The sequence below is a fragment of the Pseudomonas sp. NPDC089534 genome (assembly GCF_044749305.1).
In the GTDB taxonomy this organism is placed as follows: Bacteria; Pseudomonadota; Gammaproteobacteria; order Pseudomonadales; family Pseudomonadaceae; genus Aquipseudomonas; species Aquipseudomonas ekonensis.
Window position 1 is genome coordinate 36,693 of sequence record NZ_JBIVHR010000033.1, and the last position, 21,111, is coordinate 57,803.

The 21,111-nt window shown below is 63.1% G+C and carries 18 protein-coding genes; all 18 read left to right on the forward strand.

Features of this window, described 5'->3' with window-relative positions; translation table 11 throughout:
- Window positions 1-249: 249 nt before the first annotated feature.
- The 18 genes from rpsB (at window position 250) to tilS (ending at window position 21,018) form a co-directional block, all read left to right on the forward strand.
- Window positions 250-987 carry a 30S ribosomal protein S2 gene (gene rpsB, locus ACIP0B_RS12865; protein WP_175375070.1) on the forward strand — a complete coding sequence of 246 codons (738 nt, stop codon included), beginning with the start codon at window positions 250-252 and terminating at the stop codon, window positions 985-987.
- Between the two features lie 204 nt (window positions 988-1,191).
- Window positions 1,192-2,055 carry a translation elongation factor Ts gene (tsf, locus tag ACIP0B_RS12870; RefSeq protein ID WP_085581379.1) on the forward strand — a complete coding sequence of 288 codons (864 nt, stop codon included), beginning with the start codon at window positions 1,192-1,194 and terminating at the stop codon, window positions 2,053-2,055.
- Window positions 2,056-2,267: 212 nt separating this feature from the next.
- Window positions 2,268-3,011 (forward strand): UMP kinase, encoded by a 744-nt coding sequence (pyrH, locus tag ACIP0B_RS12875; RefSeq protein WP_011332683.1) that lies wholly within the window; start codon window positions 2,268-2,270, stop codon window positions 3,009-3,011.
- Window positions 3,008-3,565: a ribosome recycling factor gene (gene frr / locus ACIP0B_RS12880; protein ID WP_400832327.1), complete on the forward strand. Its 558-nt coding sequence runs from the start codon at window positions 3,008-3,010 to the stop codon at window positions 3,563-3,565. The genes pyrH and frr overlap by 4 nt, the downstream gene beginning before the upstream one ends.
- A 14-nt stretch (window positions 3,566-3,579) precedes the next feature.
- Entirely contained in the window at window positions 3,580-4,335 is a 756-nt protein-coding gene (gene uppS, locus ACIP0B_RS12885) for a polyprenyl diphosphate synthase (protein ID WP_400832330.1), read from the forward strand.
- Complete coding sequence (locus tag ACIP0B_RS12890) at window positions 4,335-5,141, forward strand: phosphatidate cytidylyltransferase (RefSeq protein ID WP_400832333.1); 807 nt, start codon at window positions 4,335-4,337, stop codon at window positions 5,139-5,141. Before uppS ends, ACIP0B_RS12890 begins: the two co-directional genes overlap by 1 nt.
- Window positions 5,138-6,328, forward strand: a complete 1,191-nt coding sequence (gene ispC, locus ACIP0B_RS12895; RefSeq protein ID WP_400832334.1) for a 1-deoxy-D-xylulose-5-phosphate reductoisomerase — start codon at window positions 5,138-5,140, stop codon at window positions 6,326-6,328. The genes ACIP0B_RS12890 and ispC overlap by 4 nt, the downstream gene beginning before the upstream one ends.
- 52 nt (window positions 6,329-6,380) lie before the next feature.
- A complete protein-coding gene (gene rseP, locus ACIP0B_RS12900; protein WP_400832336.1) occupies window positions 6,381-7,733 on the forward strand; it encodes a sigma E protease regulator RseP in 1,353 nt (450 codons plus the stop codon).
- Window positions 7,734-7,807: 74 nt separating this feature from the next.
- Window positions 7,808-10,183, forward strand: a complete 2,376-nt coding sequence (gene bamA, locus ACIP0B_RS12905) for an outer membrane protein assembly factor BamA (RefSeq protein WP_400832339.1) — start codon at window positions 7,808-7,810, stop codon at window positions 10,181-10,183.
- Between the two features lie 45 nt (window positions 10,184-10,228).
- Window positions 10,229-10,732, forward strand: coding sequence for an OmpH family outer membrane protein (locus ACIP0B_RS12910; protein WP_003222140.1), 504 nt, complete (start codon window positions 10,229-10,231; stop codon window positions 10,730-10,732).
- A 3-nt stretch (window positions 10,733-10,735) separates the two neighbouring features.
- On the forward strand, window positions 10,736-11,791 hold the full coding sequence (gene lpxD, locus ACIP0B_RS12915) for a UDP-3-O-(3-hydroxymyristoyl)glucosamine N-acyltransferase (RefSeq protein ID WP_400832342.1): 1,056 nt from the start codon (window positions 10,736-10,738) through the stop codon (window positions 11,789-11,791).
- 105 nt (window positions 11,792-11,896) lie between these two features.
- Window positions 11,897-12,337 carry a 3-hydroxyacyl-ACP dehydratase FabZ gene (fabZ, locus tag ACIP0B_RS12920; protein WP_085581395.1) on the forward strand — a complete coding sequence of 147 codons (441 nt, stop codon included), beginning with the start codon at window positions 11,897-11,899 and terminating at the stop codon, window positions 12,335-12,337.
- Window positions 12,334-13,110: an acyl-ACP--UDP-N-acetylglucosamine O-acyltransferase gene (lpxA, locus tag ACIP0B_RS12925; protein ID WP_400832344.1), complete on the forward strand. Its 777-nt coding sequence runs from the start codon at window positions 12,334-12,336 to the stop codon at window positions 13,108-13,110. Before fabZ ends, lpxA begins: the two co-directional genes overlap by 4 nt.
- Before the next feature lie 2 nt (window positions 13,111-13,112).
- Window positions 13,113-14,243 (forward strand): lipid-A-disaccharide synthase, encoded by a 1,131-nt coding sequence (gene lpxB / locus ACIP0B_RS12930; protein ID WP_400832346.1) that lies wholly within the window; start codon window positions 13,113-13,115, stop codon window positions 14,241-14,243.
- 11 nt (window positions 14,244-14,254) lie between these two features.
- Window positions 14,255-14,881, forward strand: coding sequence for a ribonuclease HII (rnhB, locus tag ACIP0B_RS12935; RefSeq protein WP_400832357.1), 627 nt, complete (start codon window positions 14,255-14,257; stop codon window positions 14,879-14,881).
- 76 nt (window positions 14,882-14,957) lie between these two features.
- Window positions 14,958-18,479: a DNA polymerase III subunit alpha gene (gene dnaE, locus ACIP0B_RS12940; protein WP_400832347.1), complete on the forward strand. Its 3,522-nt coding sequence runs from the start codon at window positions 14,958-14,960 to the stop codon at window positions 18,477-18,479.
- 138 nt (window positions 18,480-18,617) lie between these two features.
- Window positions 18,618-19,565: an acetyl-CoA carboxylase carboxyltransferase subunit alpha gene (locus ACIP0B_RS12945; protein ID WP_400832349.1), complete on the forward strand. Its 948-nt coding sequence runs from the start codon at window positions 18,618-18,620 to the stop codon at window positions 19,563-19,565.
- Window positions 19,566-19,695: 130 nt separating this feature from the next.
- Window positions 19,696-21,018 (forward strand): tRNA lysidine(34) synthetase TilS, encoded by a 1,323-nt coding sequence (gene tilS, locus ACIP0B_RS12950; RefSeq protein ID WP_400832351.1) that lies wholly within the window; start codon window positions 19,696-19,698, stop codon window positions 21,016-21,018.
- Window positions 21,019-21,111: the final 93 nt, after the last annotated feature.

Below are 21,111 nucleotides of genomic sequence, written 5' to 3' on the forward strand. Positions count from 1 at the left end.
TCCGTCTATACACTGCTGCGCAGGGCGCCTCAACCGGGGGGCTGTCCCCCATGTCCCTGATGCGAATGCAGATTCCGGGTTCCGTTTGCGCCCTCCCTGTGGTATAAAATGCGCCGCTTTCCGGGGATAGCCCCGAAAGCACTAACCCACACACGTGTCGACACGATGACCTGGGTGCCCTTGATCCTCGGATCGGCGGTTGGTCATTGGGATACGTGGAGGCCCAACCCGACTTATCAAGGAACTATCATGTCCCAAGTCAACATGCGCGATATGCTGAAGGCCGGTGTGCACTTCGGTCACCAAACCCGTTACTGGAACCCGAAAATGGGCAAGTACATTTTCGGCGCGCGCAACAAGATCCACATCATCAACCTTGAAAAAACCCTGCCGATGTTCAACGAAGCACTGACCTTCGTAGAGCGCCTGGCCCAGGGCAAAAACAAGATTCTGTTCGTCGGCACCAAGCGTTCCGCCGGCAAGATCGTCGCCGAGCAAGCAGCACGTTGCGGCTCGCCATACGTCGATCACCGCTGGTTGGGCGGCATGCTGACCAACTTCAAGACCATCCGTGCTTCCATCAAGCGTCTGCGTGACCTTGAAGTACAAGCCGAAGACGGCACCTTCGCCAAGCTGACCAAGAAGGAAGCGCTGATGCGCTCCCGTGACCTGGAGAAGCTGGATCGCTCCCTGGGCGGCATCAAGGACATGGGCGGTCTGCCGGACGCTCTGTTCGTGATCGACGTTGACCACGAGCGCATCGCGATCACCGAAGCCAACAAGCTGGGCATCCCGGTCATCGGCGTAGTCGATACCAACAGCAGCCCGGAAGGCGTTGACTACATCATCCCAGGCAACGACGACGCCATCCGCGCGATCGAGCTGTACATGGGTTCGATGGCTGACGCCGTTATCCGTGGTCGCAACAACGTTGCTGGCGGCACCGAAGTCTTCGTTGAAGAAGCTCCGGCAGCTGCAGCTGAGTAATTGACGCCCTGGCGTTGACTCAGTAAGCAAAAAGGGGGCTTGGCCCCCTTTTTGCCACCTCGAAAACCATTTGTCGGCGCCCGCTTGTGGCAGCGCTCGCCCTGTATCTGTAACGTGCAGCGGCTAAACAGGTGGTTCGGGAAGAATTGAACGCCCGTTCGATCGGGTGGAATGGTTGAAAACCTATCCAAGAGGAATTTGAAAATGGCAGCAATTACTGCAGCGTTGGTCAAAGAACTGCGCGAGCGTACCGGCGAAGGCATGATGGATTGCAAGAAGGCCCTGGAAAAGGCCGGCGGCGACATCGAGAAAGCCATTGATGACATGCGCGCTTCGGGCGCCATCAAGGCTGCCAAGAAAGCAGGCAACATCGCTGCTGAAGGCGCCATTGCCGTCAAGACCGACGGCAAATCCGCCGTTCTGCTGGAAGTGAACTCGCAGACCGACTTCCTGGCCCTGCAGGACGACTTCAAGAACTTCGTCGCCGAAAGCCTCGAAGAAGCCTTCGCCCAGAAGCTGACCGACGCCGCTCCGCTGATCGCATCGCGTGAAGCCGCCCGTGAAGCCCTGGTCGCCAAGTGCGGCGAAAACGTCAACATCCGTCGCCTGGCGCGCGTTGAAGGTGACGTTGTCGGTGCTTACCTGCACGGCAACAAGATCGGCGCGACCGTCGTCCTGAAAGGCGGCGACATCGAGCTGGCCAAGAACATCGCGATGCACGTTGCCGCTTCGAACCCTGAGTTCCTGCTGCCGTCGGAAGTGTCGGCCGAAGCCATCGAGCGCGAGAAGGGCGTCTTCCTGCAACTGAACGCCGACAAGATCGCCGGCAAGCCGGAAAACATCGTCGAGAACATGATCAAGGGTCGTATCTCGAAGTTCCTGGCCGAAGCCTCGCTGGTCGAGCAGGCTTTCGTCATGAACCCGGAAGTCAAGGTTGGCGAGCTGGCCAAGAAAGCCGGTGCCGAAATCGTTTCCTTCACCTACTTCAAAGTGGGCGAAGGCATCGAGAAGCCAGTCGACAACTTCGCTGAAGAAGTTGCCGCACAAGTGGCTGCCGCCAAGCAGTAAGACGGTTTTTCAACTGTCGCCCGAAAGAGGCTGCCCGCTCACGCGCGCAGCCTCTTTTCAGATACGGTCACCGATTTTTTAATTGGTTTCCGCTTGGAACTGACTTACAAAGCCATGTTCCGATGGCGCTGAAGCAGCGCCAAGCTAGAGTGAAGCGCCAGCTGCAAACAGCTCGCAAAGAATTTTTAAATACGCCGCAGGAGAGATTCGCAATGGCTCAGCAGGGCAGTGGTTATCAGGCTCGCTATAAACGCATTCTACTCAAGCTCAGCGGCGAGGCCCTGATGGGCTCGGAAGAGTTCGGGATCGACCCGAAAGTGCTGGACCGCATGGCGCTGGAAGTCGGCCAGCTGGTCGGCATCGGTGTCCAGGTCGGCCTGGTGATCGGCGGCGGCAACCTGTTCCGCGGCGAAGCCCTGAGCAAGGCCGGCATGGACCGGGTCACGGGCGACCACATGGGCATGCTGGCCACTGTGATGAACGCCTTGGCCATGCGCGACGCGCTGGAACGTGCCAATATCTCGGCCATCGTGATGTCCGCCATTTCCATGGTTGGCGTGACCGATCACTATGATCGCCGCAAGGCCATGCGCCACCTGAACTCCAAGGATGTAGTGATTTTCGCGGCCGGCACCGGCAATCCGTTCTTCACCACGGATTCGGCAGCCTGCCTGCGTGCCATCGAGATCGATGCCGACGTCGTGCTCAAGGCGACCAAGGTCGATGGCGTCTACACCGCCGATCCGTTCAAGGACCCGCATGCCGAGAAGTTCGATCATCTGACCTACGATGAAGTCCTGGATCGCAAGCTGGGCGTGATGGATCTGACGGCCATTTGCCTGTGCCGCGACCACAAGATGCCGCTGCGCGTATTTAACATGAACAAGCCCGGCGCCCTGCTGAACATCGTGCACGGCGGCGCTGAAGGAACCCTGATCGAGGAAGTTCAACAATGATCAACGAAATCAAGAAAGACGCTCAGGCGCGCATGGAAAAGTCGATCGAATCGCTGGTTCATGCCTTCGGCCAGATTCGCACCGGCAAGGCCCACCCGAGCATCCTGGGCAGCGTGATGGTGCCTTACTACGGCGTTGACACGCCGTTGACCGGTGTCGCCAACGTGACCGTCAAGGACTCCCAGACCCTGCAGGTCGTGGCGTTCGAGCGCAATATGCTGGGCGCGATCGACAAGGCCATCGGCAGCGCCGGCCTGAACCTCAACCCGACTAACCTGGGTGAGCTGCTGCTGATCAGCATGCCTCCGCTGACCGAAGAGACCCGCAAGGGCTTCACCAAGCAGGCGCGTGCCGCCGCCGAGGACGCCCGCGTCGCTGTGCGCAACATCCGTCGCGATGCCATGGAGAAGCTGAAGAAGCTGTCCAAGGGCAAAGAGATCAGCGAGGATGAAGAGCGTCGTGCAAGTGCCGAAATCGATAAGCTGATCAAGGATTTCGAAGGTCGGATCACCAAGGCTACAGACGAAAAAGAAAAAGACCTGATGGCCGTATAAGGGTCGAGCTTTAAATGGACAAGACCAAGCAGACTGCGCCGTCCGCGGTGCCGCGCCATGTCGCGATCATCATGGATGGCAACAACCGCTGGGCCAAGAAGCGCTTCATGCCCGGAGTCGCCGGGCACAAGGCGGGCGTGGATGCTGTGCGGGCGGTGATCGAGGTGTGCGCCGAGGCCAAGGTCGAGGTGCTGACCCTGTTTGCCTTCTCCAGCGAGAACTGGCAGCGTCCGGCCGATGAGGTCAGCGCCTTGATGGACCTGTTCTTCAAGGCGTTGCGTCGCGAGGCCAAGCGCCTCAACGACAACAACATCAGCCTGCGGATCATCGGCGACCGTTCACGTTTCCATCCTGAACTGCAGGCCGCGATGCGCGAAGCCGAAGCGATGACCGCCGGCGCCAACCGCTTCGTCCTGCAGATCGCCGCCAACTACGGCGGCCAATGGGACATCGCGCAGGCTGCGCAGCGTCTTGCCCGCGAGGTTCAGGCCGGGCACCTGCGGCCGGACGACATCACTCCGGACCTGCTGCAGACCTGCCTGGCCACCGGCGACCTGCCGCTGCCCGACCTGTGCATCCGCACCGGCGGCGAGCACCGCATCAGCAATTTCCTGCTCTGGCAGTTGGCCTACGCCGAACTGTACTTCTCCGACCTGTTCTGGCCGGACTTCAAACACGACGCCATGCGCAGCGCGCTGGCCGATTTCGCTTCGCGTCAACGTCGTTTCGGTAAAACGAGCGAACAGGTCGAAGCCGGGGCTCGCGTTTAATGCTTAAACAACGAATCATCACCGCACTGATCCTGTTGCCGATCGCATTGGGCGGTTTTTTCCTGCTCGAAGGTTCCGGTTTCGCCTTGTTCATCGGCCTGGTCGTGAGCCTGGGGGCCTGGGAGTGGGCGCGTCTGGCAGGCTTCAATGCGCAGTCGTTCCGCGTGGGCTACGCCGCCGTGGTCGCGTTGATGCTGTTCGTCATGCATCTCCTGCCCGGGCTTGCCCCTTGGGTGCTCGGCGCTTCGGTGCTGTGGTGGGCGGTGGCGACCTATCTGGTGCTGACCTATCCGCGCTCCAGCGGCCATTGGTCCAGCGCGGCCTGCAAGCTGGCGATCGGGCTGTTGATCCTGTTGCCGGCCTGGCAGGGGCTGGTGCAGATCAAGCAGTATCCGCTGGGCAACTGGCTGATCATGGCGGTGATGGTGCTGGTCTGGGGCGCCGATATCGGTGCCTACTTCTCCGGTCGGGCCTTCGGCAAGCGCAAGCTGGCGCCGCAGGTCAGCCCCGGCAAGAGCTGGGAAGGCGTCTATGGCGGCCTGGCCTTGAGCCTGGTGATCACCGTGCTGGTCGCCTTTGTGCGCGACTGGACAGTGGCGCAGTTGTTCAAGGGCCTGATCGGGGCCGCTGTGATCGTGTTCGTATCGGTGGTGGGCGACCTCACGGAAAGCATGTTCAAGCGTCAGTCCGGCATCAAGGACAGCAGCAACCTGCTGCCGGGGCATGGCGGTGTGCTGGATCGCATCGACAGTCTGACGGCGGCGATCCCGCTGTTCGCCGTCATGCTGTGGATGGCTGCGCCGTGAGCCGTCCGCAACAGATCACCGTCCTGGGGGCGACCGGTTCCATTGGCCTGAGCACCCTGGACGTCATCGCGCGACATCCCGACCGCTATCGGGCGTTCGCCCTGAGCGGTTTCACCCGGCTGAACGAGCTGCTCGCCCTCTGCGTGCGCCATGTGCCGCAGTTCGCGGTCGTGCCTCAGGCAGAGTCTGCGCGGCGCCTGCAGGATGACCTGCGCGCCGCCGGCCTGCCGACCCGCGTGCTGGTGGGGGAGGAGGGGTTGTGCCAGGTGGCTGCCGCCCCTGAAGTGGACGCCGTGATGGCGGCCATCGTCGGCGCCGCCGGGCTGCGCCCGACCCTTGCGGCCGTCGAGGCGGGCAAGAAAATCCTGTTGGCCAACAAGGAGGCGCTGGTGATGTCCGGCGCCCTGTTCATGCAGGCCGTGCGCAAGAGCGGTTCGGTGCTGTTGCCGATCGACAGCGAGCACAATGCGATCTTCCAGTGCATGCCGCAGGATTTCTCCCGTGGATTAAGCAATGTCGGTGTGCGTCGGATTCTTCTGACGGCCTCTGGCGGCCCTTTCCGGCAGACGCCGCTGGCCGATCTGGCGCATGTTACGCCCGAGCAGGCATGTGCCCATCCGAACTGGTCCATGGGGCGCAAGATTTCGGTGGATTCGGCCAGCATGATGAACAAGGGGCTGGAACTGATCGAAGCCTGCTGGCTGTTCGATGCCCGGCCTTCGCAGGTCGAGGTGGTCATCCATCCGCAGAGCGTGATCCACTCGCTGGTCGATTATGTGGACGGTTCCGTGTTGGCGCAGTTGGGCAACCCTGACATGCGCACGCCGATCGCCAACGCATTGGCATGGCCTGAGCGAATCGATTCGGGAGTGGCCCCGCTGGATCTGTTCGCGGTGGCGCGTCTGGACTTCGAGGCGCCGGACGAGCAGCGATTCCCTTGTCTGCGCTTGGCGCGCCAGGCGGCGGAGGCGGGCGACAGCGCGCCGGCGATGCTGAATGCGGCCAACGAGGTAGCGGTTGCGGCGTTTCTCGACGGACGGGTTCGCTACCAGGAAATCGCGAGTATCATCGAGGAAGTGTTGAATCTTCAGCCCGTGGTGGCGCTGGATGAGCTGGACGCGGTGTTCACGGCGGACGCAACGGCGCGGATCCTGGCCGAACAATGGCTGAGCCGTCACGGTCGTTAGGGCTGCAATAAACAGCTTCACGCGGCACTGGACAGGAATGCGGAGAAAGTAGATGAGCGCGCTCTATATGATTGCCGGCACCCTGATCGCTCTGGGTGTGTTGGTCACCTTTCACGAGTTCGGCCACTTTTGGGTGGCGCGCCGTTGCGGCGTCAAGGTGCTGCGCTTTTCCGTAGGCTTCGGCATGCCCCTGCTGCGCTGGCATGACAGGCACGGCACGGAGTTCGTGGTGGCCGCCATCCCGCTGGGCGGCTACGTCAAGATGCTCGATGAGCGCGAAGGCGAAGTGCCGGTCGATCAACTGCACCAGTCATTCAACCGCAAGACCGTTCGTCAGCGAATTGCCATCGTTGCTGCCGGCCCTGTCGCCAATTTCCTTCTTGCCCTGGTGTTCTTCTGGGTGCTGGCTATGCTCGGCAGCGAGCAGGTGCGCCCGGTCATCGGCGCGGTCGAGTCCGGCAGCATGGCGGCCAAGGCCGGCCTGAGTCCCGGCCAGGAAATCATCGCCATCGACGGCGAGCCGACGTCCGGTTGGGCGGCGGTCAATCTGCAACTGGTGCGTCGCCTGGGCGAGAGCGGTTCCCTGCAGGTGCTGGTGCGCGAGCAGGGCTCCACGGCGGACTCGCCTCGTGAGTTGGCCCTGGACCATTGGCTCAAGGGCGCGGACGAACCTGACCCGATCCGCTCGCTGGGCATCCGTCCGTGGCGCCCGGCGCTGCCGCCGGTGCTTGCCGAACTCGATCCGAAAGGCCCGGCCCAGGCGGCGGGGCTGAAGACCGGCGACCGCCTGTTGGCGCTCGATGGCCAGGCGCTGGACGACTGGCAGCAGGTGGTCGACACCGTCCGTACGCGTCCTGACGCCAAAGTCCTGCTGCGCATCGAGCGCGACGGTGCTCAGCTCGATGTTCCGGTCACGCTGGCGGCCCGGGGCGAAAGCAAGTCGCCGAGCGGCTATCTGGGGGCGGGGGTGAAAGCGGTCGATTGGCCGCCGGAAATGATCCGCGAGGTCAGTTTCGGGCCGTTGGCGGCGATCGGCGAGGGTGCCCGCCGCACTTGGGCCATGAGTGTCCTGACCCTGGATTCCCTGAAGAAAATGCTCTTCGGCGAGCTCTCGGTAAAAAACTTGAGCGGACCGATAACCATTGCTAAAGTGGCGGGCGCTTCTGCCCAGTCGGGCGTTGCCGATTTCCTGAATTTCCTTGCTTATCTGAGTATTAGCCTGGGTGTTCTGAATTTGCTGCCCATTCCTGTACTGGATGGGGGGCATCTGTTGTTTTATCTGATCGAGTGGGCGCGTGGTCGCCCCTTGTCGGAGCGGGTACAAGGTTGGGGGATACAGATCGGTATCAGTTTGGTGGTTGGAGTGATGCTGCTCGCTCTGGTCAACGATCTGGGTCGTCTGTAACGCTTCGTTGAATTGCGAATCTGCCGCATTTTGCGGCAGTTTCTTTATTGCCAGTTGGAATAAGAAAGGACTTCATGAAACGTCTGCTGCTAACTGCGGTTCTCACCGTATTGATGATCGCCGAAGTTCACGCCGAGTCCTTCACTATCTCTGATATCCGGGTCAACGGCCTCCAGCGGGTTTCCGCAGGCAGCGTCTTTGGCGCGTTGCCGTTGAACGTCGGCGATCAGGCGGACGACCGCCGCCTGGTGGAGTCCACTCGTGCGCTGTTCAAAACCGGTTTCTTTCAAGATATCCAGCTGGGCCGCGAAGGCAACGTACTGGTGATCACGGTCGTCGAGCGTCCGTCCGTCGCCAGCATCGAGATCGAAGGCAACAAGGCGATCTCCACCGAAGACCTGATGAAAGGCCTCAAGCAGTCCGGCCTGGCCGAAGGCGAGATCTTCCAGCGCGCCACCCTCGAAGGCGTGCGCAACGAGCTGCAGCGTCAGTATGTCGCCCAGGGCCGCTACTCCGCGACCGTCGACACCGAAGTGGTGTCGCAGCCGCGCAACCGCGTCGGCCTGAAAGTGAAGATCAACGAAGGCACCGTGGCGGCCATCCAGCACATCAACGTGGTCGGCAACACCGTTTTCCCCGAGGAAGACCTGGTCGACCTGTTCGAGCTGAAAACCACCAACTGGCTGTCCTTCTTCAAGAACGACGACAAGTACGCCCGCGAAAAGCTCTCCGGTGACCTGGAGCGCCTGCGTTCCTACTACCTGGACCGCGGCTACATCAACATGGACATCGCTTCGACCCAGGTGTCCATCACCCCGGACAAGAAGCACGTCTACATCACCGTCAACGTGACGGAAGGCGAGAAGTACACCGTTCGCGACGTCAAGCTGAGCGGCGACCTGAAAGTGCCTGAAGACCAGGTCAAGTCCCTGCTGCTGGTGCAGAAGGGCCAGGTGTTCTCGCGCAAGCTGATGACCACCACTTCCGAGCTGATCACCCGTCGTCTGGGCAACGAAGGCTATACCTTCGCCAACGTCAACGGCGTGCCTCAGCCGCATGACGACGATCACACCGTCGATATCCTGTTTGCTGTCGATCCGGGCAAGCGCGCCTACGTCAACCGCATCAACTTCCGTGGCAACACCAAGTCCGAGGACGAAGTGCTGCGCCGTGAAATGCGTCAGATGGAAGGCGGCTGGGCTTCGACCTACCTGATCGACCAGTCCAAGACCCGTCTGGAGCGTCTGGGCTTCTTCAAGGAAGTCAATGTCGAGACACCGGCCGTGCCGGGCGTCGACGACCAGGTGGACGTGAACTACAGCGTCGAGGAGCAGGCCTCCGGTTCGATCACCGCCAGCGTGGGCTTCGCCCAGAGCGCCGGCCTGATCCTGGGCGGTTCCATCACCCAGAACAACTTCCTCGGTACCGGTAACCGCGTCAGCGTGGGCCTGACCCGCAGCGAATACCAGAGCCGCTACAACTTCGGCTACGTCGATCCCTACTGGACCGCCGACGGCGTGAGCCTGGGCTACAACGCCTTCTACCGCACCACCGACTACAAAGACCTCGACGTCGATGTGGCGAGCTATGCGGTGGACAGCCTGGGTGCCGGCGTGAACGTCGGCTACCCGATCAGCGAGACTTCGCGCCTGACCTTCGGCCTGTCTGCCCAGCAGGACAAGATCAAGACCGGCACCTACACCGTTGACGAGATCTTCGACTTCGTCAACAAGGAAGGCGACAACTACCTGAACTTCAAGGCGTCGGCCGGCTGGTCCGAGTCGACCCTGAACAAAGGCGTGCTGCCGACCCGCGGCCGTTCCCAGAGCGTGACGCTGGAAACCACGATTCCGGGCAGCGACCTGTCGTTCTACAAGCTTGATTACCGCGGCCAGCTGTTCGCGCCGTTGACCGAAAACTACACCCTGCGCCTGCACACCGAACTGGGCTATGGCGACGGTTACGGCTCCACCGACGGCTTGCCGTTCTATGAAAACTACTATGCTGGTGGTTTCAACTCGGTTCGCGGCTTCAAGGACAGCACCCTCGGTCCCCGCAGTACCCCGAGCAAGGGCACCAACCCGGGCACGTTGCGCGATCCGGATCAGGATCCGCTGCCGTTCGGCGGCAACGTCCTGATTCAGGGCGGTGTCGAGGTTCTGTTCCCGCTGCCGTTCATCAAGGATCAGCGCTCCCTGCGTACTTCGGTATTCTGGGACGTCGGTAACGTGTTTGACTCCAAGTGCAAAGATGCTGTGAACGCTGACGGTTCGAAGTCCGATACGCAGTGCAACGACATCAGCCTGAGCAACATGGCCAGTTCCGTCGGTGTCGGCGTGACCTGGGTGACCGCACTGGGCCCGTTGAGCTTCGCGTTGGCCACACCGATCAAGAAACCGGATAACGCTGAAACCCAAGTGTTCCAATTCTCCCTCGGCCAGACGTTCTAAGCGTCTGACCCAAGATAACGACAATGGATTTTGTAGGAGTGCATCGTGCGTAAGTTGACTCAATTGGTTCTCCTGGCCTCCGTACTGGTGGCAGGCCCGGCATTTGCCGACATGAAGATCGCCGTCCTGAACTATCAGATGGCCCTGCTCGAATCCGATGCGGCCAAGAAGTACGCCGTGGACGCCGAGAAGAAGTTCGGCCCTCAGCTGACCAAGCTCAAGACCCTGGAAAGCAGCGCCAAGGGCATCCAGGATCGTCTGATGGCCGGTGGCGACAAGATGCAGCAGGGCGAGCGTGAGCGTCTGGAGCTCGAATTCAAGCAGAAGGCCCGTGACTTCCAGTTCCAGTCCAAGGAACTGAACGAAGCCAAGGCCGTCGCTGACCGCGAAATGCTCAAGCAGCTGAAGCCGAAGCTGGACAGCGCTGTGGAAGAAGTCATCAAGAAAGGTGGTTTTGACCTGGTGTTCGAGCGTGGCGCAGTCATCGATGTCAAACCTCAGTACGACATCACGCGCCAGGTCATCGAGCGCATGAACCAGCTGAAGTAACCCATGACCGTGACCATCAAGCTCGGCCAACTGGCCGAGTTCCTCGGCGCCACCCTGCGTGGCGACCCGGAGAAGCAAATCACTGGGCTGGCCACCTTGCAGGAGGCCGGCCCAGCTCAATTGAGCTTCCTGGCCAATCCCCAATACCGCAAGTACCTCGCAGGCTCGCAGGCCGCAGCGCTGCTGCTCAAGGCCGCGGACGCCGAAGCGTTCGCCGGCGATGCGCTGGTGGTGCCGGATCCGTACCTGGCCTATGCCCGCCTGTCCCACCTGTTCGACCCGAAACCGAAAGCCGCCGCCGGGATCCATCCGACGGCCGTGATCGCGGCGGACGCGGTGGTTGACGCCACCGCCAGCATCGGCCCCTTTGTGGTGATCGAGGCAGGTGCCCGGATCGGCGCCGGCGTGACGCTCGGTGCCCATTGCGTGGTCGGCGCCCGCAGCGAGATCGGCGAGGGCGGCTGGCTCGCCCCGCGGGTGACGCTGTACCACGATGTGCGCATCGGCAAGCGGGTGGTGATCCAGTCCGGCGCGGTGCTCGGCGGTGAGGGCTTCGGCTTCGCCAACGAGAAGGGCGTCTGGCAGAAGATTGCCCAGATCGGCGGCGTCACCGTCGGCGACGATGTGGAGATCGGCGTGAACACCGCCATCGACCGCGGCGCCCTCGCCGACACCGTGATCGGCAACGGCGTCAAGCTCGACAACCAGATCCAGATCGCCCACAACGTCCAGGTCGGTGACCACACCGCCATGGCCGCCTGCGTCGGCATCTCCGGCAGCACCAAGATCGGCAAGCACTGCATGCTGGCCGGCGGCGTCGGCCTGGTCGGGCACATCGATATCTGCGACAACGTTTTCCTGACCGGCATGACCATGGTCACCCACTCGATCACCGAGCCGGGTGCCTACTCGTCCGGCACAGCCATGCAGCCGGCGGCCGAATGGCGCAAGAGCGCGGCCCGCATCCGTCAGCTCGATGACCTTGCGCGACGCTTGAAACAGCTGGAGAAGCGCGTGGGGGAAGTGACCCCTGACGGCAATGCTTCATCAGATGGCTGATACCATTTCCATATCAAGTGCATGCAGCCCCAGGCTGCCTGCCTGATTTGCTAGAGGCGTGCGCCTCAGTCGCACTCCCAATCTTTACATAGGCTTCCCCCCGAAATGATGGACATCAACGAGATTCGCGAATACCTGCCTCACCGTTACCCGTTCCTGCTGGTGGACCGGGTGGTGGATCTGGACACCGAAGGCAAGCGCATTCGCGCCTACAAGAATGTCAGCATCAACGAGCCGTTCTTCAATGGCCACTTCCCGGCGCACCCGATCATGCCGGGCGTGCTGATCATCGAAGCGATGGCCCAGGCTGCCGGGATCCTCGGTTTCAAGATGCTGGACGTGAAACCGGCCGACGGCACCCTCTACTACTTCGTCGGCTCCGACAAGCTGCGCTTCCGTCAGCCTGTGCTGCCGGGCGACCAGTTGATCCTCGAAGCCAAGTTCATCAGCTGCAAGCGCCAGATCTGGAAGTTCGACTGCCAGGCTTCGGTCGACGGCAAGCCGGTCTGCTCCGCGGAAATCATCTGCGCGGAACGCAAGCTATGAGTTTGATTGACCCTCGCGCAATCATCGATCCGACAGCCGTCCTGGCTGAAGGGGTCGAGGTCGGCCCTTGGTCGATCGTCGGCGCAGGTGTGGAAATCGGCGAGGGTACAGTGATCGGGCCGCACGTTGTGCTCAAGGGCCCGACCCGCATCGGCAAGCACAACCGCATCTACCAGTTTTCTTCGGTAGGCGAGGACACGCCGGACCTCAAGTACAAGGGTGAGGACACCCGCCTGGTGATCGGTGACCACAACGTCATCCGCGAAGGCGTGACGATTCACCGCGGCACCGTGCAGGACCGCTCGGAAACCACGCTGGGCGACCACAACCTGATCATGGCCTATGCCCACATCGGCCACGACAGCGTGATCGGCAACCATTGCATCCTGGTCAACAACACCGCGTTGGCCGGCCATGTCCACGTCGACGACTGGGCGATCCTGTCCGGCTTCACGCTGGTGCACCAGTATTGCCACATCGGCGCGCACAGCTTTTCCGGCATGGGCACCGCGATCGGCAAGGACGTTCCGGCGTTCGTCACCGTGTTCGGCAACCCGGCCGAGGCGCGCAGCATGAACTTCGAGGGCATGCGTCGCCGCGGCTTCAGCGAAGACTCCATCCACGCCCTGCGCCGCGCCTACAAGACGGTGTACCGCCAGGGGCTGACGGTGGAGCAGGCGCTGGCCGAACTGGCCGAGCCCGCGACCCAGTTCCCGGAAGTCGCGCTGTTCCGTGACTCCATCCAGTCTTCGAACCGCGGCATCACCCGCTGATCATGGCCAATCTGCGTATTGCGCTGGTGGCGGGCGAGGCTTCCGGCGACATTCTGGGCGCCGGTCTGATGCGCGCCCTCAAGGCGCGGCATCCGACGGCCGAGTTCATCGGCGTCGGCGGACCGCTGATGCAGGCCGAAGGGCTGACCTCCGACTTCCCCATGGAGCGCCTGTCGGTCATGGGGCTGGTGGAGGTGCTCGGCCGGTTGCGCGAGCTGCTCAAGCGGCGCAAGCACCTGATCGAATCTCTGATCGAGCGCAAGCCGGACGTCTTCATCGGCATCGACGCGCCGGACTTCAACCTCAACATCGAACTCAAGCTGCGTCAGGCCGGGATCAAGACCGTGCATTACGTCAGCCCGTCGGTGTGGGCATGGCGGCAGAAGCGCGTGCTGAAGATCCGCGAAGGCTGCGACCTGATGCTCACGCTGTTCCCGTTCGAAGCGAAATTCTACGAAGAGAAGGGCGTGCCGGTGCGGTTCGTCGGCCACTCGCTGGCCGACGCCATTCCGCTGCAGGCCGACCGTGCGGCCGCGCGGGCCGAACTGGGGTTGCCGGACGGGCCGCTGGTCGCGCTGATGCCGGGCAGCCGAGGTGGCGAGGTCGGACGCCTCGGCGCACTGTTCCTCGACACCGCCCAGCGTCTGCGGGCCCTGCGTCCCGGCGTGCGTTTCGTCCTGCCCTGCGCCAGCCCCGAGCGGCGGGTGCAGCTCGAAGCGCTGCTGGCCGGCCGTGACCTGCCGGTGACCCTGCTCGACGGCAAGTCCCACCTGGCCCTCGCCGCCTGCGACGCAGTCCTGATCGCCTCCGGCACGGCTACGCTGGAAGCGCTGCTGTACAAGCGGCCGATGGTGGTCGCCTACCGTCTGGCGCCGCTGACGTTCTGGATCCTCAAGCGCATGGTCAAGAGCCCTTACGTGTCCTTGCCGAACCTGCTGGCCCAGCGCCTTCTGGTGCCTGAGCTGCTGCAGGACGACGCGACGGTCGAGGCCCTGGCCCAGACGCTGTCGCCGCTGATCGACGGCGGCGAGGAGCAGACCCGCGGCTTCGACGAGATCCACCGCACCCTGCGCCTGGATGCCTCCAACCAGGCCGCCGACGCGGTGCTGAACCTGATCGGTCAATCACGATGAGCAAGACAAGCATGCAGATGGGCCTGGATTTCACCCTGGTCGCCGAGGTCGAGGAACTGGTGGCCGGTGTCGACGAGGTCGGTCGCGGCCCCTTGTGCGGCGCGGTGGTGACGGCGGCGGTGATCCTCGATCCGAACCGGCCGATCCTGGGCCTGAACGATTCGAAGAAACTCACCGAAGCCAAGCGCGAGAAGCTGTTCGACGAAATCAAGGAAAAGGCCCTGAGCTGGTGCATCGCCCGGGCCGAGGTCGAAGAGATCGACGAGCTGAACATCCTCCACGCCACCATGCTGGCCATGCAGCGGGCCGTCGCCGGCCTGCACATCCAGCCGAAGCTGGCGATGATCGACGGCAACCGTTGCCCGAAGCTGCCGATGCGTGCCGAGGCCGTGGTCAAGGGTGACAGCAAGGTGCCGGCCATCGCGGCGGCTTCGATCCTGGCCAAGGTCAGCCGCGACCGCGAGATGGCGGCGTTCGAGCTGACTTACCCAGGCTACGGCATCGGCGGGCACAAGGGTTATCCGACGCCCGTTCATCTGGAAGCGTTGGCGCGCCTGGGGCCGACGCCGATCCATCGGCGCTCGTTCGCGCCGGTGCGTCAGGCCTACGAGGCGCTGGAAGGCCTGGCGCCGGTTTAGGCCCATGGCTGATGTTTTGTTCGGGGCCCGGTACAATCCGGGCCTTGTTGTTTCCATGTAACTGGACAGGATCACTATGCCGGCTTCATTCGTTCATCTACGCCTGCACACTGAATACTCCCTGGTCGACGGGCTGGTGCGGATCAAGCCGCTGGTCAAGGCCCTCACCGGCATGAACATGCCGGCCGTCGCGGTGACCGACCAGAACAACATGTGTTCCCTGGTCAAGTTCTACAAGGCCGCCATGGGCGCCGGGATCAAGCCGATCTGCGGGGCCGACCTGTGGCTGTCGAACAAGGATCCGGACGCCCCCCTGAGCCGGATCAGCCTGCTGGCGATGGACGCGCTGGGCTACCGCAACCTCACCGAGCTGATCTCCCGCGGGTTCATCGACGGCCAGCGCAACGGGATGATCATCATCGAGCGCCAATGGGTGGTCGAGGCCAGCGAAGGGCTGATCATGCTGTCGGCGGCGAAGGAGGGCGAGATCGGCATGGCCCTGATCGCCGGCAACCCGGCCGAGGCCGAGGCGCTGACCCGCGAATGGATGTCGGTGTTTCCCGACCGCTTCTACCTGGAGATCCAGCGCACCAACCGCGTCAACGACGAAGAGCAGCTGCACGGTGCGGTGGCCCTGGCCGACAAGCTCGGCGCGCCGCTGGTGGCGACCAACGATGTGCGCTTCATCAAGCCGGAAGACTTCGAGGCCCACGAGACCCGCGTCTGCATCGGTGAGGGCCGGGCCCTCGACGACCCGCGCCGTTCGAAGAACTACAGCGACCAGCAGTACCTCAAAAGCGCCGAGGAAATGGCCGAGCTGTTCAGCGACCTGCCCGACGCGCTGGAAAACACCGTCGAGATCGCCAAGCGCTGCAACATCGACGTGAAGCTGGGCAAGCACTTCCTGCCCGACTATCCGATCCCCGATGGCATGACCATCGACGAGTATTTCCGCAAGGTCTCGTTCGATGGGCTGGAGGAGCGCCTGGCGGTTTTGCTGCCCAAGGACACCACCGAAGACTACGACGCCAAGCGCCAGGTGTATGTCGACCGGCTGAATTTCGAGCTGGACATCATCATCCAGATGGGATTCCCCGGCTACTTCCTGATCGTTATGGACTTCATCCAGTGGGCCAAGAGCAACGGCGTGCCGGTCGGTCCCGGACGGGGATCGGGTGCCGGATCGCTGGTGGCCTACGTGCAGAAGATCACCGACCTCGACCCGCTGGAATACGACCTGCTGTTCGAACGTTTCCTCAACCCGGAACGGGTCTCCATGCCCGACTTCGACGTCGACTTCTGCATGGACGGCCGTGACCGGGTGATCGACTACGTGGCCGACAAGTACGGCCGCAACGCGGTGAGCCAGATCATCACCTTCGGCTCCATGGCCGCCAAGGCGGTGGTGCGCGACGTGGCGCGGGCCCAGGGCAAGTCGTTCGGCCTGGCGGACCGCCTGTCGAAGATGATTCCGTTCGAGGTCGGCATGACCCTCGAAAAGGCCTACGAGCAGGAAGAGATCCTGCGCGACTTCCTCAAGGTCGACGAGGAGGCCCAGGAAATCTGGGACATGGCCCTCAAGCTCGAAGGCGTGACCCGCGGCACGGGCAAGCACGCCGGCGGCGTGGTGATCGCGCCCACCAAGCTGACCGACTTCTCGCCGATCGCCTGCGATGAAGAGGGCGGCGGCCTGGTCACCCAGTTCGACAAGGACGACGTGGAAGCCGCAGGTCTGGTGAAGTTCGACTTCCTCGGCCTGCGGACCCTGACGATCATCGACTGGGCGCTCAAGACCATCAACCGCGACCGCGCCAAGACCAACGAGGCGCCGCTGGACATCGCGTTCATCCCGCTCGACGACAAGCCGACCTACAGCCTGCTGCAGAAGGCCGAAACCACGGCGGTGTTCCAGCTCGAATCCCGCGGCATGAAGGAGCTGATCAAGAAGCTCAAGCCCGACTGCCTCGAAGACCTCATCGCACTGGTGGCGCTGTTCCGTCCGGGCCCTTTGCAATCGGGCATGGTGGACGACTTCATCAACCGCAAGCACGGCCGCGCCGAGCTGGCGTACCCGCATCCGGACTACCAGTACGAAGGCCTGCAGCCGGTGCTGGCGCCGACCTACGGCATCATCCTGTACCAGGAACAGGTGATGCAGATCGCCCAGGTCATGGCCGGCTATACCCTCGGCGGCGCGGACATGCTGCGCCGGGCGATGGGTAAGAAGAAACCCGAGGAGATGGCCAAGCAGCGCGGCGGCTTCATCGAAGGTTGCGCATCCAACAACATCGATGCGGACCTGGCCGGCAACATCTTCGACCTGGTGGAGAAGTTCGCCGGTTACGGCTTCAACAAATCCCACTCCGCCGCCTACGGCCTGGTGTCGTACCAGACCGCGTGGCTGAAGGCCCACTACCCGGCGCCGTTCATGGCGGCGGTGCTGTCGGCGGACATGCACAACACCGACAAGGTCGTGACCTTGATCGAGGAAGTGCGCACGATGAAGCTGCGCCTCGACGCACCGGACGTGAACACCTCGGAGTTCAAGTTCACGGTGAACGACGACGGCCGCATCGTGTACGGCCTCGGCGCGATCAAGGGCGTCGGCGAAGGCCCGGTGGAAGCGATCACCGAGGCGCGCCTGGACGGCCCGTTCAAGGACTTGTTCGACTTCTGCGCCCGCGTCGACCTCAAACGCATCAACAAGCGCACCCTGGACGGCCTGATCCGCAGTGGCGCGCTTGACCGCCTGGGGCCGTACTTCCACGACGAGCAGAAGGCCTACCAGGCCAACATCGACCGCAACCGCGCGGTGCTGCTGGCGTCGATGGAAGAGGCGATCAAGGCGGCCGAACAGACCGCGCGCACCCACGACAGCGGTCACGCCGACCTGTTCGGCGGGCTGTTCGTCGAAGAGGACGCGGACGTCTACGCCAGCCACCGCAAGGCCAAGGAACTGACCCTCAAGGAACGTCTCAAGGGTGAAAAGGACACCTTGGGCCTGTACCTCACCGGCCACCCGATCGACGAATACGAAAGCGAGATCCGCCGGTTCGCCCGTCAGCGCATCATCGACCTGAAGCCGGCCCGCGACACGCAGACCATCGCCGGCATGATCATCGCCCTGCGGGTGATGAAGAACAAAAAGGGCGACAAGATGGGCTTCATCACCCTCGACGACCGCTCCGGACGGATCGAGGCGTCGCTGTTCGCCGACGCGTTCCACTCGGCGCAGTCGCTGCTGCAGACCGACGCGATGGTGGTGGTCGAAGGCGAGGTCAGCAACGATGACTTCTCCGGCGGCCTGCGCCTGCGGGTCAAGCGGGTGATGAGCATGGAAGAGGCGCGCACCAGCCTGGCCGAGAGCCTGCGCCTGAAGCTGCAGACCCAGGACCTGAAGGGCGATCAGCTGCGCTGGCTGGGCGAACTGCTCAAGCGCCACCGCGGGGCGTGCCCGATCACCATGGAATACACCAGTCCCGATGCGAAGACCTTGCTGCAGTTCGGCGAGAGCTGGCGGATCGATCCGGCCGACGCCCTGATTCAAGCCCTGCGTGACCAGTTCGGACGAGACAACGTCTTCCTCCAATACCGTTGACCGGCAGGTGATATCAAACCGCCTGCCCGCAACCTGAATTTTTAATCTCGACCTCGACGCGCCTCTCCCTTAAGGTAGGGCGCGAACAGACAACCGGCCGGCCCAAGCTCACTTGGACGCGACCCCAGACGGACGCCTATGAACCCGAATTTTCTAGATTTCGAACAGCCGATCGCCGACCTGCAAGCCAAGATCGAAGAATTGCGCTTGGTCGGTAACGACAATTCGCTGAATATCGGCGATGAGATCTCCCGCCTGCAGGACAAGAGCAAGACGCTGACCGAAGACATTTTCGGCAAGCTGACCAGCTGGCAGATCGCACGTCTGGCGCGTCACCCGCGCCGTCCGTACACCCTCGACTACATCGACCACATCTTCACCGAGTTCGACGAGCTGCACGGTGACCGTCACTTCTCCGACGACGCGGCCATCGTGGGTGGCGTGGCACGTCTGGACGACAAGCCGGTGATGGTGATCGGTCACCAGAAGGGCCGCGAAGTGCGCGAGAAGGTGCGCCGCAACTTCGGCATGCCGCGTCCGGAAGGCTACCGCAAGGCTTGCCGCCTGATGGAAATGGCCGAGCGCTTCAAGATGCCGATCCTGACCTTCATCGACACCCCGGGCGCCTACCCGGGCATCGACGCCGAAGAGCGCAACCAGAGCGAAGCGATCGCCTGGAACCTGCGCGTCATGGCGCGCCTGAAGACCCCGATCATCGCCACCGTGATCGGTGAGGGCGGTTCGGGCGGCGCACTGGCCATCGGCGTATGCGACCAGCTGAACATGCTGCAGTACTCGACCTACTCGGTGATCTCGCCGGAAGGCTGCGCATCGATCCTGTGGAAAACCGCCGAGAAGGCGCCGGACGCCGCCGAAGCCATGGGCATCACCGCCGAGCGCCTGAAGGGCCTGGGCATCGTCGACAAGGTGATCAACGAGCCGCTGGGCGGCGCCCACCGCGACTTCGCCGCCGCCTCCGCCTCGATCCGCGCCGAGCTGGTCTCGCAACTGGCGATGCTGAAGAAGTTCGACAACGATGCGCTGCTGGCCCGCCGTTACGAGCGTCTGATGAGCTACGGCCTCTGATTGAGCAGGCCGTACCCATGTGGGAGCGAGCCTGCTCGCGATAAGGGTTAACATTCAACACAGGTGTTGTTTGTTGAATCACTGTCGCGAGCAGGCCCGCTCCCACATTTCATTTGTGCAATGTGTCCCCATGACCCGGATCGATCTGTCTGACCGACTTCTGTGCACCCTGGCGCCCTGGCGCACGGCCCCCCATTGGCGCATCGCCTTCTCCGGCGGACTCGACTCCACCGTCCTGCTGCACTTGCTTGTCCATCTGGCGAAAACCGAAACCCTCCCGCCCTTGAGCGCGATCCATGTCCATCACGGCCTCCAGGCCGCGGCGGATGCATGGCCGGAGCATTGCCGGTCCTTCTGCGATGCGCTGGGCGTGCCTTTGCAGGTGATCCGCGTGCAGGTTCCGCCCGGCGCAAGCCTTGAGCGCGCTGCGCGCGACGCGCGCTACGGGGCTTTCCGTGAAGTGATCGGCCCCGGCGAAACGCTGCTGACCGGGCAGCACCGCGACGATCAGGCCGAAACGTTGCTGTTCCGCCTGTTGCGCGGGGCCGGGGTGAGGGGCCTGGCGGGCATGCCGGTGCACAGGCCGCTGGGGCCGGGCCATCTGGTTCGGCCTCTGCTCGACGCGAGTCGGGCGGAGCTGGAGGCCTATGCGCAGGCCCATCAGTTGACCTGGATCGAAGATCCGTCGAACCGGGATCTGCATTTCTCTCGCAACTATCTGCGTCACCAGGTGATGCCGTCGCTCACCGCCCGCTGGCCCCAGGCGGCGGCTAGCCTTGCCCGCGGCGCGGCGCATATGCGCGAGGCGCAAGGGCTGCTGGATGAACTGGCGCAGCTCGATCTGGGCGCCGCGCGTGCCCCGGACGAGTTCGATTGGCTGGGCGTGCCGTCGCTGGCGCTGGCCCCGTTGGCCGGCTTGTCCGCCGCCCGTCAGCGCAACGCCCTCAGCCACTGGCTGGCCCCGCTGACCCGCTTGCCGGACACCGACCATTGGTCGGGTTGGTCGGATCTGTGCCAGGCCGGCGCCGACGCAACACCGGTCTGGCGCCTGGCGGACGGTGAACTGCACCGGAGTGCCGACCGACTCTGGTGGCTCGGCGGTCAGTGGCTGCGCAAGCCCGAGGCCGGCGACGAGTGGCAGGATCCTTCGCAACCGCTGCGCCTGGCCGATAACGGACGTGTCATGTTGCGCGGTCAGACTCCCGTCGGGCCGCTTAGGATTGGCTACCGGCAGGGCGGCGAGACGATGCGCCTGCCCGGGCGCGGCCAGCGCGATCTCAAGCGCCTGCTCAATGAGCGCGGGGTGCCGGCCTTCGTCCGTGGCAGATTGCCGCTGCTGTTTCGCGGCGAAGAATTGCTCGCCGTGGCGAACCTGCCGGGGCTTGACGGCAGTGCGCAGGACGGCTGGCGACTGCATTGGCAGCCTTCGGATGAAGATCAAGGTTTGAGATGAAAGGGGCATTCCGGTAGACTACGCTCCCTTCTTGATACAACTTCTGTGGATTCGCCTGAATTGCAGGAGTTGCCGATTACCAAGCAGTCTTTG

What these genes read in the sequence shown, in the direction of transcription:
- pyrH (WP_011332683.1), top strand. Translation starts at nt 2,268, where the DNA reads ATGGCTCAGCAGGGCAGTGGTTATCAGGCTCGCTATAAACGCATTCTA.
- fabZ (WP_085581395.1), top strand. Translation starts at nt 11,897, where the DNA reads ATGATGGACATCAACGAGATTCGCGAATACCTGCCTCACCGTTACCCG.
- lpxD (WP_400832342.1), top strand. Translation starts at nt 10,736, where the DNA reads ATGACCGTGACCATCAAGCTCGGCCAACTGGCCGAGTTCCTCGGCGCC.
- bamA (WP_400832339.1), top strand. Translation starts at nt 7,808, where the DNA reads ATGAAACGTCTGCTGCTAACTGCGGTTCTCACCGTATTGATGATCGCC.
- frr (WP_400832327.1), top strand. Translation starts at nt 3,008, where the DNA reads ATGATCAACGAAATCAAGAAAGACGCTCAGGCGCGCATGGAAAAGTCG.
- uppS (WP_400832330.1), top strand. Translation starts at nt 3,580, where the DNA reads ATGGACAAGACCAAGCAGACTGCGCCGTCCGCGGTGCCGCGCCATGTC.
- lpxA (WP_400832344.1), top strand. Translation starts at nt 12,334, where the DNA reads ATGAGTTTGATTGACCCTCGCGCAATCATCGATCCGACAGCCGTCCTG.
- tilS (WP_400832351.1), top strand. Translation starts at nt 19,696, where the DNA reads ATGACCCGGATCGATCTGTCTGACCGACTTCTGTGCACCCTGGCGCCC.
- dnaE (WP_400832347.1), top strand. Translation starts at nt 14,958, where the DNA reads ATGCCGGCTTCATTCGTTCATCTACGCCTGCACACTGAATACTCCCTG.
- rpsB (WP_175375070.1), top strand. Translation starts at nt 250, where the DNA reads ATGTCCCAAGTCAACATGCGCGATATGCTGAAGGCCGGTGTGCACTTC.
- lpxB (WP_400832346.1), top strand. Translation starts at nt 13,113, where the DNA reads ATGGCCAATCTGCGTATTGCGCTGGTGGCGGGCGAGGCTTCCGGCGAC.
- rnhB (WP_400832357.1), top strand. Translation starts at nt 14,255, where the DNA reads ATGCAGATGGGCCTGGATTTCACCCTGGTCGCCGAGGTCGAGGAACTG.
- ACIP0B_RS12890 (WP_400832333.1), top strand. Translation starts at nt 4,335, where the DNA reads ATGCTTAAACAACGAATCATCACCGCACTGATCCTGTTGCCGATCGCA.
- tsf (WP_085581379.1), top strand. Translation starts at nt 1,192, where the DNA reads ATGGCAGCAATTACTGCAGCGTTGGTCAAAGAACTGCGCGAGCGTACC.
- rseP (WP_400832336.1), top strand. Translation starts at nt 6,381, where the DNA reads ATGAGCGCGCTCTATATGATTGCCGGCACCCTGATCGCTCTGGGTGTG.
- ACIP0B_RS12945 (WP_400832349.1), top strand. Translation starts at nt 18,618, where the DNA reads ATGAACCCGAATTTTCTAGATTTCGAACAGCCGATCGCCGACCTGCAA.